The 12008-nt window shown below is 36.6% G+C and carries 9 protein-coding genes and 2 pseudogenes; 5 read left to right on the top strand and 6 right to left on the bottom strand.

Features of this window, described 5'->3' with window-relative positions; translation table 11 throughout:
• Positions 1 to 184: 184 nt before the first annotated feature.
• The gene (locus ABWU71_RS02735; RefSeq protein ID WP_353284880.1) at positions 185 to 1444 is read left to right on the top strand and encodes a cbb3-type cytochrome c oxidase subunit I; all 1260 of its coding nucleotides are present in this window, start codon (positions 185 to 187) and stop codon (positions 1442 to 1444) included.
• 782 nt (positions 1445 to 2226) lie between these two features.
• A complete protein-coding gene (recJ, locus tag ABWU71_RS02725) occupies positions 2227 to 3966 on the top strand; it encodes a single-stranded-DNA-specific exonuclease RecJ (protein WP_353284737.1) in 1740 nt (579 codons plus the stop codon).
• A 153-nt stretch (positions 3967 to 4119) separates the two neighbouring features.
• On the opposite strand, the gene ABWU71_RS02720 is transcribed toward recJ, so the two are convergent.
• Positions 4120 to 4836: an Rpn family recombination-promoting nuclease/putative transposase gene (locus ABWU71_RS02720; protein WP_353284736.1), complete on the bottom strand. Its 717-nt coding sequence runs from the start codon at positions 4834 to 4836 to the stop codon at positions 4120 to 4122.
• A gap of 174 nt (positions 4837 to 5010) precedes the next feature.
• Positions 5011 to 5593 (bottom strand): annotated as a pseudogene (locus ABWU71_RS02715) (IS5 family transposase); the annotation flags it as partial.
• 66 nt (positions 5594 to 5659) lie between these two features.
• On the opposite strand from ABWU71_RS02715, the gene ABWU71_RS02710 reads away from it, so the two are divergent.
• The 3 genes from ABWU71_RS02710 to ABWU71_RS02700 all read left to right on the top strand — a co-directional run bounded on the left by ABWU71_RS02710 (position 5660) and on the right by ABWU71_RS02700 (position 7440).
• Positions 5660 to 6452, top strand: a protein-coding gene (locus ABWU71_RS02710) for an IS5 family transposase (RefSeq protein ID WP_353284463.1) whose coding sequence is annotated in 2 segments (ribosomal slippage) — positions 5660 to 5923 and positions 5925 to 6452 — 792 coding nt in all. Because the reading frame shifts where the segments join, the coding sequence is not laid out codon by codon here.
• A gap of 73 nt (positions 6453 to 6525) precedes the next feature.
• Positions 6526 to 7318 (top strand): IS5 family transposase gene (locus tag ABWU71_RS02705; protein ID WP_265023453.1). Its coding sequence is split into 2 segments (ribosomal slippage): positions 6526 to 6789 and positions 6791 to 7318, totalling 792 coding nucleotides; the frame shifts between segments, so codons are not numbered across the junction.
• A complete protein-coding gene (locus ABWU71_RS02700; RefSeq protein ID WP_353284735.1) occupies positions 7315 to 7440 on the top strand; it encodes a hypothetical protein in 126 nt (41 codons plus the stop codon). The genes ABWU71_RS02705 and ABWU71_RS02700 overlap by 4 nt, the downstream gene beginning before the upstream one ends.
• 192 nt (positions 7441 to 7632) lie before the next feature.
• Here the strand turns inward: ABWU71_RS02700 and ABWU71_RS08040 are convergent.
• The 4 genes and pseudogenes from ABWU71_RS08040 to secA all read right to left on the bottom strand — a co-directional run.
• Positions 7633 to 7803: pseudogene (locus tag ABWU71_RS08040) on the bottom strand (transposase); the annotation flags it as partial.
• 9 nt (positions 7804 to 7812) lie between these two features.
• The gene (locus ABWU71_RS02695; protein WP_353284734.1) at positions 7813 to 8265 is read right to left on the bottom strand and encodes a hypothetical protein; all 453 of its coding nucleotides are present in this window, start codon (positions 8263 to 8265) and stop codon (positions 7813 to 7815) included.
• Positions 8266 to 8280: 15 nt separating this feature from the next.
• Positions 8281 to 9140 (bottom strand): IS630 family transposase gene (locus tag ABWU71_RS02690; RefSeq protein WP_353284288.1). Its coding sequence is split into 2 segments (ribosomal slippage): positions 8281 to 8816 and positions 8816 to 9140, totalling 861 coding nucleotides; the frame shifts between segments, so codons are not numbered across the junction.
• 171 nt (positions 9141 to 9311) lie between these two features.
• Positions 9312 to 11972 carry a preprotein translocase subunit SecA gene (gene secA, locus ABWU71_RS02685; protein WP_353284733.1) on the bottom strand — a complete coding sequence of 887 codons (2661 nt, stop codon included), beginning with the start codon at positions 11970 to 11972 and terminating at the stop codon, positions 9312 to 9314.
• Positions 11973 to 12008 lie beyond the last annotated feature (36 nt).

Here is a 12008-nt window from a genome sequence, read left to right as displayed (position 1 = left end):
CCGTATGGCGCTCAATTGCTTTTGGCTAGCACTATTGCTGGAGTTTCACCTTTGGCAGTAGTGCCACATGTATACTATTGCTATGTTTTAGGTATTATTGCAGTGTTATATATTGTATTGAACAAAATTGAGAAAAAAGATTGTGCTTAACATACAAGACAACGCTCCGCTCTGTAGAAAATGGATGTTCTTGGCAGTATGTGCCCTTGCTTGCTCTGGGTTACTGTCAATAATTGTTATTTTTCTACGATTGCCTTTTATCTCCTCTCTCGTTCCTTCTGCACAATATATTTTTGATAATGCGCTGGTGATACACGTAAATTTGTCAATTTTGGTGTGGATGTGCTCTATAATATCTCTGCTCTTTATCATAAATCTACAAAATACCAATAGTTGGTTTAACTTTTCATGGGTTCTATCAACCCTTTCGATGCTGCTCATGTTTATATCCGCATTCGTTCCAAATACTGAAGTTATCAAAAGTAACTATATTCCCGTGTTACAAAACAAATTATTTTTACTTGGACTCAGTTTGTTTATTGCCAGTATATTAGTAAATACAATGCTAGCATACACATCAAAAAAAGAGGTTTCATATCTCTCTGTGGGGCAAATTGGGCTGGTTATTATACTTGTTTCATCATTTCTTTGCTTTGTTTTAGCATATCAAAATATGCCTCCAGGTCTATATCACTCAGATAAGAATTTGTTTTACGAATATCTCTTTTGGGGAGGCGGACATTTATTGCAGTTTGCTTTTACTCAAGGAATGTTTTTAGTGTATTTAATAATGCTGAGTTTTGGTGATGTTAGTTTAGTTTCAAACAGTAAAATTACTATTTTACCACTATTTATAAACACGATTTTAGCTGTAGGCGCACCGTTTGTATATTTTGTTTATCCAGTTGATAGTGCCAAGTTAATACAGTTTTTTACTTGGCATATGAGGATTGCTGGGGCAATTTTGCCGTGCTTTTTGATAATATTAGTGTGCTGCAACATCAGAACTTTTACTAATGATAAAAGCAACTATTTATTACATTCATTTTTGTTGTTCACTTATGGAGATGTGCTTGGAGTGCTGACTATTGAAGGAAATGTCACCATTCCCGCTCATTATCACGGTTCTGTAGTTGGGATCACTATAGCTTTTATGAATTTCATTTATTGGCTGTTACCCAAATTAAACTTTAAAGAGGTAAAAAACTCTATCGTAAAATTGCAGATTTATGCCTACAGTATAGGGCATTTTCTCCATATCACTGGCCTTGTGTGGCTTGGTGGGTATGGTGCTTTAAGAAAGGTTGTAGATCTGCCAAGCATTTCGTCAATGTTAGCACGCACGTGCTTCATTATAGGTGGCGCTATATCAGTTGTTGGTGGAATGTTGTTCGTAATAATTGTGCTTTTACATCTGTTAAAAGGCAAAGCGCGTACCAACTGACCCATAGAAACGAAAAAAATTACTTTACAAACTCCGCCAGCCCCCTTATCATGAAACTGAAGCTGTATTATTTAACTTCCCAATCTGTGCAGATTAAAACGACAAGAAAACTTGTATTTGGCGTACTATGCTTAATTTTTTGCACTATGTGTACCTTATGTCTTTATCAAATTTCTAGGTTTTTACCTATATAAGCTGAAACGCGCTTATAAAGCGTTCAAGACATCACCCAACGTCAAATTTTAAAATAGAGAGTGAATAACTAGCTACTGCGGGTTTTCTATGCCTTTTTTTTCTGCCTGGTAAATTTCTTAAACATTTGTAGCTAAGGTTAGTTGCACTTAAAAGCAGCTAAATTGCAGCGTTTAAGGCTTAAAAAACGCCAATACTGAAAATAGACAGTGACTAGGGCTTCTTTTGCCTTTTTTTTTATTTGGTAAATTTCTTAATACTTATGGCTAAAGCAATTTAAGAGACCGAAAATGGTGTCATTCCAGCGTGTGACGCTGGAATCCAGTTCTTATTGTACATTCACCTGGTGTAAAGTTAAGTTTCCTGGATCCAAGTAGTCAGGGCACTGGGATGACACCATTCTTTTTCCTGGATCCCAGTGTCAGCTACTTGGATGACATCATAGGGACACTGGGATGACAGGAGAGGGAGGCTACTTTCATGACACCGTCTTGTATCTTTTTTCTGCTTAGTTTAGGTTATGCAGAAATCTAATACAATTATAGAACAAGCTTAAAAATTCTGATAAAGTAGTTTTATTTACAAAGAATATGCTACTTGAAATTGAAAAGCGCAGCATAACAAATGCATTGTGGAAGTTGCAAGAAGCAGATCAAAGGGAAATCTTAACTCTTACACAGAGATTTGAGTTACCAGAAATATTAGCAAGAATATTGGTTACTCGTGGTGTTAACATAGAAAATGCAAGCGATTTCTTATATCCACTAATCAGATCGCTATTACCAGATCCCTTTCACCTTCTTGATATGGATAAAGCTGTTTCTCGTATAATACGGGCAATAAAAAATAATGAAAACCTTGCAATATTTGGTGACTATGATGTTGATGGTGCAACATCGTCAGCATTGATTAACAGGTACCTGAGAGCAATTGATATACACTCTATAATCTACATTCCAGATCGTGTTGATGAGGGCTACGGATTAAACACAGATGCTTTATTACAACTTAAAAAGAAAGGAATTGATTTATGTATTTCCGTTGATTGTGGTACGCTTGCATATCAACCAATAGAAGATGCAAAGGCTTTTGGTCTTGATATTATAGTTGTTGACCATCACCTTGGTACGGAAAAATTACCAAGCGCCGTAGCAGTTGTGAATCCAAACCGCCTTGATGAGAGCTCTCCTTATAATAACTTAGCAGCAGTTGGAGTGTCATTTCTGCTAATTGTTGCTCTTAATAAAAGCCTACGTGAGCAAGGATTTTTTACCAACAAAAAAGAACCAGATTTATTTGATCTGCTGGATTTAGTTGCCCTGGGAACTGTCTGTGATGTTATGCAGATCACAGGCCTCAATAGAGCACTTGTCTCACAAGGATTAAAAGTTATGTCAACAAGAAAAAACGTTGGCTTACGTGTTTTATTTGATGCTTTGGGAATCCTTGAAAAACCAAGTGTTTCTCGATTAGGGTTTAGTATTGGGCCATGCATAAATGCTGGAGGAAGAATTGGAGAAGCATCGCTTGGTGCAAGGTTGCTTTCCACCGATGATGATGAAGAGGCTCATTCAATCGCACTAAAATTAATAGATTTGAATAATGCAAGGAAAGTGTTAGAAAATGAGGCTCTCTTGGAAGCTACAGCACAAGCGGAAAAGTCTGCCCAATCAGGTGCGAATTTTATAATGATAAGCGGCAACTGGCACCAGGGGATAATCGGTATAATTGCATCAAGGCTAAAGGAGCAGTTTCACTTGCCAACAGTAGTGATATCTTTAAACAATGGAATAGGAAAAGCAAGCTGTAGATCAATTTTGGGAGTTGATATCGGTGCTGCAGTCCTTTCCGCAAAGTTTATAAATTTGATTATTGAAGGTGGTGGCCATAGTATGGCGGCAGGATTTTCAATTAAAGAAGACAAAATAAATGATTTGCATGATTTTTTTACTAAAAGATTTTCAAACTCTATAAATGAGAAAACTTTAAAAGCTGATAGTATAGTAACTGCTAAAGCAATAAACTTGTCTTTATGGAATCAATTGCAACGCTTGGGACCATTTGGAGTTGGGAATCCTGAACCAAGGTTTATTATTCAGGGAGCAAAGATAAGAAAGCCTGAAGTTATAGGAGTTGACCATATAAAATGTTTTATTGCTGATGATAATGTTATGGTAAGAGCTATTGCATTTCGTTATGCAAATACTCATCTTGGCTCTGCTATCATGCAGGGTAATGTTAAAGCTATTTTGGGTAAAATCTCTATGAATTACTGGAATGGCAATGAATTTGTACAATTTTTAATAGAAGATGTATTAACCATAAGTTGAGTGTATCTGTTCAGCAGAGTGGCAAGAGATATTATGAAATCTGAAAGAGTTATGTGGAAATTTTTCAGAAAATATTCTACTGACATGCTGAGCAACGAATACGTCACTATGTCGTTTATCGCAAAAACTTATATTTTTCGTAACCATTCACACTTAATTCTGCAATTCTTCAATCTCACTAATGGACAGGCCAGTACACTTGACAATAGTGTTAACATCAATATTATTGGCTAGCATTATTTTTGCAACTTCAATTTTTCCTTCAATTTTTCCTTGTTGAACAGAAGAAAGATAATCATCAATGTGTTTCTTAGTTTGATCATAAGCAAAACGTTCTTCTTTACTCCAGTTATATTGATTTAACACATCATAAGCTCTACCAATAATAACATCACTACCTATTATTTTCTGTAGATCTTTTTCGCTAGTTTCATCGGCGTACTTAAAAAAATAAATCCATTTTTCAACAATATTTGAAAGCTGATCTTCTTTTGTTTTATTAAACTTTGGTAGCTCGATGAAAGTGAAACTAAAATCTTTGAGATCATGTTTATAGGTAATTTTATCAAAAGTAACGTGATCAGATTTGTAAGCCAGCTTGTTAGGAAATAAGATAAAATCGGCGATAGCAATAAAAATAACTCCTTTAAGATCTTGATATTGATCACCTTTGTGAGCTTGACTTGAATAAGCTTTAGCAGCATAGTATTGAGCGCGTTTCTCAAAGCCTGTAGTTTTAACAACTTGGTTAGGTAAGGAAGTGGTATTACTACTACTCCCTCCCTTAGAAACGCAGCATGCGGGTTTCCCCACACTACGCTTGATCCCCTTATCTAAGTTCTTCTTTTCTCGAACCGGCTTGTCTTTCATGATTCCTCGGAAAACAACACTTTTAGTGGTGACACCAACAGTAGAGAACCTTCTCTTGAGAAAGAGCTTGTTAACATTTTTGTTTTTGCCACTCTCTCATCAAAATACTTTTTCCATTTTAAGTCAAGTGGATTTGCGTCCGCCCTGATTTTAACATGACGTCTAAGAGCCTGTTCATAATCTTTTCAGAAGTAAGGCAGTGAAAGCCAGAACGACCATTTGTAGGCTAGTATTGAGTTTTCGCTCACAATTTTTCCACAATCTTCTACATTTTTCTAACCAAGCAAAAGATCGCTCCACAACCCATCTTTTGGGCAATACAACAAAGGAATGTAATTCATTTCTTTTTATCACTTCAACGGTTGCACCAATAATCGTTTTTATTTGAGTTGCAAAATTCTCTCCAGTATAGCCTGCATCAACCAGTACATTTTTAACTCCCGAGAGGTTTTCTTTTGCATTTTCGACCATTCTCACAGCACTGCTACGGTCAGTTATCTCTGCTGTTGTTATATAAATTGCATGGGGCAAACCTTGCGTATCTACTGCAATATGGCGTTTTATTCCTGAAATCTTTTTGCCTGCATCATAGCCTTTTTCTTCAGCAGTATCTGCATTTTTTACACTCTGTGCATCAATTATGCAGAAGCTGGTTTTTTCTTTCCGACCATTGTTTTGTCGGACCACGCCAACTATTTTTTTTTAACACCAGCTCCAGAACACTTTCTTTATCTGCATCTGGTTTTTCACTCCACTTCTTAGAACCTGTACATGATCTCAAGAAAGGAATAAACTAAGAGATAATATATATAAGTTAGGATATATGAGGAGTTTATACCCAAGTGATATAAGTCGGGAAAGATTTGAGATTATGTTACCAGATCTAGAGTCCTGTAGAAAAAAAACAAAACCAAGGAAACTTGATTTGTATGATGTATTTTGTGGAGTGTTATACGTTCTGAAAAGCGGTTGTCAGTGGAGAATGCTACCAAAAGAGTTTCCAAAATGGTGCAATTGTTACGACTATTTTAAGAAGTGGAGTGAAAAACCAGATGCAGATAAAGAAAGTGTTCTGGAGCTGGTGTTAAAAAAAAATAGTTGGCGTGGTCCGACAAAACAATGGTCGGAAAGAAAAAACCAGCTTCTGCATAATTGATGCACAGAGTGTAAAAAATGCAGATACTGCTGAAGAAAAAGGCTATGATGCAGGCAAAAAGATTTCAGGAATAAAACGCCATATTGCAGTAGATACGCAAGGTTTGCCCCATGCAATTTATATAACAACAGCAGAGATAACTGACCGTAGCAGTGCTGTGAGAATGGTCGAAAATGCAAAAGAAAACCTCTCGGGAGTTAAAAATGTACTGGTTGATGCAGGCTATACTGGAGAGAATTTTGCAACTCAAATAAAAACGATTATTGGTGCAACCGTTGAAGTGATAAAAAGAAATGAATTACATTCCTTTGTTGTATTGCCCAAAAGATGGGTTGTGGAGCGATCTTTTGCTTGGTTAGAAAAATGTAGAAGATTGTGGAAAAATTGTGAGCGAAAACTCAATACTAGCCTACAAATGGTCGTTCTGGCTTTCACTGCCTTACTTCTGAAAAGATTATGAACAGGCTCTTAGAACCTGTACATGATCTCAAGAAAGGAATAAACTAAGAGATAATATATATAAGTTAGGATATATGAGGAGTTTATACCCAAGTGATATAAGTCGGGAAAGATTTGAGATTATGTTACCAGATCTAGAGTCCTGTAGAAAAAAAACAAAACCAAGGAAACTTGATTTGTATGATGTATTTTGTGGAGTGTTATACGTTCTGAAAAGCGGTTGTCAGTGGAGAATGCTACCAAAAGAGTTTCCAAAATGGCGCAATTGTTACGACTATTTTAAGAAGTGGAGTGAAAAACCAGATGCAGATAAAGAAAGTGTTCTGGAGCTGGTGTTAAAAAAAAATAGTTGGCGTGGTCCGACAAAACAATGGTCGGAAAGAAAAAACCAGCTTCTGCATAATTGATGCACAGAGTGTAAAAAATGCAGATACTGCTGAAGAAAAAGGCTATGATGCAGGCAAAAAGATTTCAGGAATAAAACGCCATATTGCAGTAGATACGCAAGGTTTGCCCCATGCAATTTATATAACAACAGCAGAGATAACTGACCGTAGCAGTGCTGTGAGAATGGTCGAAAATGCAAAAGAAAACCTCTCGGGAGTTAAAAATGTACTGGTTGATGCAGGCTATACTGGAGAGAATTTTGCAACTCAAATAAAAACGATTATTGGTGCAACCGTTGAAGTGATAAAAAGAAATGAATTACATTCCTTTGTTGTATTGCCCAAAAGATGGGTTGTGGAGCGATCTTTTGCTTGGTTAGAAAAATGTAGAAGATTGTGGAAAAATTGTGAGCGAAAACTCAATACTAGCCTACAAATGGTCGTTCTGGCTTTCACTGCCTTACTTCTGAAAAGATTATGAACAGGCTCTTAGGAATATTGAACTTGATCAAACTTTTAAAATGGCTAATCATGAAGCTGTTTTTATGGTTCCTAGTTTATAACTGTTTGGAAAAATATATTGTCTTACTTTCCATAAGATAGTACAAGTCTCCACCTTTTAGGTGAAAGAACTTTGGTTTGTCAATGTCATAACTATAGTTTATAAAGTATAGTTATGACGGGGTACGACAAAAGAAGACAAACTGTGTTTTATCATAGGTACCATATAGTCTGGATTACAAAATATAGGTACAGAATATAAACTATAGAGGGTTCAATAAAAAAACGTTATGGCTAAAACTTCTTTCCTTGAATTTTCTCAATATAATCAACAGAAAACCCTGTTATTTCAGCAATAACATCAATAGAAACACCCGCCTTGAGTGAATTTTTAGCCACAGCTATTTTAGCCTGTTTTTCGCCCTCTCCCCTGCTTTTTTCATGTCCGATTTGGATGGCTTCTTTATTTATGAGCTATATTAGCTGTGGTATTGTGTAGCAGATTATCCAACCTGGTGCTTCTCTACCTTTTTCCCACTTAGCAAACCTCATCTTTTCTTTTAGATAATATTCTCTATGGGCTTCTATCGGATTACTACATTTATATCGATCAGGTAACGCTTGTGTAAAAGCTTGTATATCAGCTGATTGAAAAATTAGCAAGTCCTTGTTGTTATCACACCAATCTATGACTTCTTCCGATTTATGCGTTCTTTTGTATCGCAAGCTATACTCTATACACAATTCTTTTCCGTGCATTATCAACCAATTAAAGTTTCCTTTTGATTGTCTAGCCCATAAAGAACAAGGATGGTTTTCGTGAGTAAGTTTATATGGAACTTCCACACTCTGGTCTATAATGCTAACCAAAGGATTTTGCCCTTTTAATGCAATTGAAAAAACACTACTAAGTATAGCATTTCTCATAATAGTCCGAACAGGTCATAGGAAGGCAGAATCAACAGCACGACGAAAGGATTCGAATAGAGGAATGTTTTTCCTAGCTCTGTTTTTTATAGCAAACCAATGATGCTCAATTTTGTTGAAATCTGGAGAATACGGCGGCAGATACAAAATTTCTGCACCAACTCCTCTAGCAAGCTCGATAATCTTACCAGACTTATGAAAAGTAGCATTGTCAAGAATGACAGTCTGTCCAGGTTCCAAGATCGGTGTCAAAAATTGCTCAAACCATCCATTAAGAACATCCATATTACAGTGGCCTTCAAAGGTTAATGGAGCAACTATCTTTCTTCTACTTAAGGCTGCAACCATACTGATTCGTTGAGTTTTCTTTCCAGATTTTAGGCCATAAAAACGCTGTCCTTTCTGGCAATACCCATATGGATAGTCCTCTGTGTTATCAATGCCAGACTCATCTATATAAACTAAGTTTTCTGGTTCTTTTGTTGCTATAATTTTTAAGAATTCAGCACGTTTTTCTTCGTTTCTTTCCTTGTATCCATATGTCTTTTTTTGCGCGTAAATCCAATTTTTCTGAGAGCTCGGTGGATCGTTTGGATACTAACGTTGCCCCAAAGTTTAGCCATTTCCGACAGAGTCTTTCCTCCGTTTTCTCTGGCAAATTTAGCAAAGGCATCCCAGTCGGTGATTTTGTGATTGTAACCTCCATTTCCAAGTTTTTTTGATTGAAAGTCTCCTGTTTCTTTTCTTCTTTGCTGCCACTCCCATAAAGTAGTTCGTCCAATTTTAAATCTTGCTGCCACTGTTTCTCTGCTTCCTCCCTCCTCTAGCGCTTCCATTGCTTTTTTCCTTAAGTCATAACTATATGCTGCTGGCACTCAACCTCCTTATCATCGTCTATTCTTATCTTATCACATCCGGACTTCTATGAAAAGAGCTATACCTATGGAGTTGCATATAAGTCATCAGAGCATTCATTAAACAGTAAGCTAAGTGAGGTTAGCTGCAGTAATGTTGATGGAAATAAACAAACTGTATAACCATAATTATTAGTTCACCACAGTAACCGCACCATGGCAGTGTTTGTATTTCTTTCCGGAGTTGCAAGGACATTTGTCATTTCTTGAGACTTTGGGAAGTCTGCTATTTCTAGCAGAATGTAACCTATTGCCTATCTCTTGGTTGTCTGCCAACTTAAAGTGTGCTAAGCGGTGAATGGTGAGTTCCTTCCATTTTTCAAGCATTGACTCAAACATCAAGAAAGCTTCGCGTTTAAATTCATTCAGTGGATCTTTCTGCCCCATAGCACGTAAGCTTATGCTTTGTCTTAGGCTCTCTAGAACTGAAAGGTGTTCCCTCCATAAATGATCAAGTGTCATTATCATCATTTGCTTCACGATCGTATTCCACAAATCTGTAGTGTGCTGACTGTTGAAATATTTTTCTTTCTCAGTAAAAAATTCTTGTATCTTATCATTTATATAATTCAAAGCTTCTTGTTTATTCAAAAACTTTGCCAAGTCTTCTTTATCAAGCGTTATTCCATACCTTGTATGGAATTCTTTGGCTATATCTTCAACATAATCTTCGTAATAGCCACTTTGGATTATACCTTCTACTACGCTCTCATTTACCTCGCTATACACTTCAAATATATCATTAATTTCGTTGCCTAAGATATTGTTTCTCTGCTTAAAAATAACTTTACGTTGGTTATTGATTACGTCATCAAACTTAAGTAGAGATTTCCGCACGTCATAGTTTCTAGCTTCAACTTTCTTTTGCGCTTTCTCGAGTGCCTTATTGATCCATGGATGATGAATAGCTTCGTTATTCTTTAACCCTACTTTTTGTAAAAAGCTTCTCATTCTATCAGAACCAAATATTCTCATTAGGTCATCTTCGAGCGATAAAAAGAACTTAGAAAGTCCAGGATCCCCCTGACGGCCAGAACGGCCACGTAATTGATCATCTATTCTCCTGCTTTCATGTCTTTCGGTTCCAACCACACATAAACCACCAGCTTTTATAGAAATTTCCTTATCTTTTTTTACTCTTTCGACTATTTCTTGGTATTTTTTTTCTCTTTCATCAGCATTTTTTATCTTCTTTAGCTCCACCTTTGCGATCATTTCAGCATTTCCACCGAGTTGAATGTCAGTTCCACGTCCTGCCATGTTAGTTGCTATAGTGACACTACCTGGCACTCCAGCTTGCGCTATTATGTACGCCTCTTGTTCATGATAACGAGCATTCAATACTGAATGCTTAAGAGAATGGCTTTGCAAAAGCGCAGAAAGCTTCTCAGAGTTTTCGATGCTCACCGTGCCAACAAGGACCGGTTGAAGGCGCTTGTGGCATTCTTCTATAAACTTCAACACAGCATTAAATTTTTCCTTTTCTGTACCGTAAATTTCATCATCAATATCAACTCTTTTTACAGGTACATTGGTTGGAATTTTTACTACATTTAATCTGTATATATCACGAAACTCTTCTGCCTCTGTTGCTGCTGTTCCCGTCATTCCGGAAAGTTTATTGTACATACGAAAGTAATTCTGAAATGTGACCGATGCTAAAGTTTGGTTTTCATGCTGAATTTCAAGATTCTCCTTTGCTTCAAGTGCCTGATGAAGACCATCGGAATATCTCCTGCCCTCCATCATACGCCCAGTAAATTCATCAATAATCACTACCTTGCCATCCTTTACTATATAATCTTTATCAGCAGTAAACAGCTTATGTGCACGTAATGCTTGGTCTATATAATGAGTCATTATCATGCTGTCAGTATCATAGAGCGAGGAATTTTCAGGAATGAGATTGTATGACCTCAGTAGTTCCTCCACTTGTGAAATACCATCTTCAGTCAAGAATACCGTTCTACCTTTTTCATCTACTTCATAATCAGAGTCAACTAATTTGGTTACTATTGTATTGATATGCTTATATATCTGATTGTTTTCCTCAACAGGGCCAGAAATAATAAGCGGAGTGCGAGCTTCATCAATGAGTATTGAGTCCACTTCATCAACTATTCCGTAGTGAAAGCCTCTTTGCACCATATCTTCTTGAGAAAATTTCATATTGTCTCGCAGGTAATCAAAGGCAAGCTCGTTATTTGTGGAATACACGATATCTGCACTGTAAGCCTCTTTCCTCTCTTCGTCTGTCAAGTTATTCGTAATAAACGCAACAGAAACCCCAAGGGAATTATATAATTTGCTCATCCACTCTGTGTCTCGTTTTGCAAGGTAGTCGTTAACAGTTACGACGTGTACGCCTTTCCCTTCTAAGGAATTTAGATATGCTGCTAAAGTTGCAACGAGTGTCTTTCCTTCTCCTGTTTTCATTTCTGATATCATGCCATTGTGGAGCACCATTCCACCAATCAGTTGAACATCAAAGTGCCTCATGTTAAGAAACCTTCGGGAGGCTTCGCGCACAACCGCAAATGCAGGTACGAGAAGATCATTTAACGTTTTCCCATTTTTCAATTCTCGTTTGAATTCTTCGGTCTTACCAGCAAGCTCCTCATCAGATAAGCTCTGCATTTCTGTTTCTAATGCATTTATTTGCTGAACAATTTTCCTAAAGGATTTTATTATCTTCTTGTTTGTGGAACCAAATATCTTTCTTATAAAAAAGAATGACAACGTAAAAATGAAAAATATAAGAATGGCTGTCAAAATTAGCGGAGAATCTAGCATAAACTTAAGTAAAGTCTTATTTAATATGAAATTATA

Source organism: Wolbachia endosymbiont (group A) of Lasioglossum fulvicorne, from assembly GCF_964028605.1.
In the GTDB taxonomy this organism is placed as follows: Bacteria; Pseudomonadota; Alphaproteobacteria; order Rickettsiales; family Anaplasmataceae; genus Wolbachia.
Note: the sequence above shows the minus strand (reverse complement) of the source record. Positions and strands in the feature narration are given on the sequence as shown.

What these genes read in the sequence shown, in the direction of transcription:
- ABWU71_RS02735 (WP_353284880.1), top strand. Translation starts at nt 185, where the DNA reads ATGTTCTTGGCAGTATGTGCCCTTGCTTGCTCTGGGTTACTGTCAATA.
- recJ (WP_353284737.1), top strand. Translation starts at nt 2,227, where the DNA reads ATGCTACTTGAAATTGAAAAGCGCAGCATAACAAATGCATTGTGGAAG.
- ABWU71_RS02720 (WP_353284736.1), bottom strand. Translation starts at nt 4,836, where the DNA reads ATGAAAGACAAGCCGGTTCGAGAAAAGAAGAACTTAGATAAGGGGATC.
- ABWU71_RS02700 (WP_353284735.1), top strand. Translation starts at nt 7,315, where the DNA reads ATGAACAGGCTCTTAGGAATATTGAACTTGATCAAACTTTTAAAATGG.
- ABWU71_RS02695 (WP_353284734.1), bottom strand. Translation starts at nt 8,265, where the DNA reads ATGAGAAATGCTATACTTAGTAGTGTTTTTTCAATTGCATTAAAAGGG.
- secA (WP_353284733.1), bottom strand. Translation starts at nt 11,972, where the DNA reads ATGCTAGATTCTCCGCTAATTTTGACAGCCATTCTTATATTTTTCATT.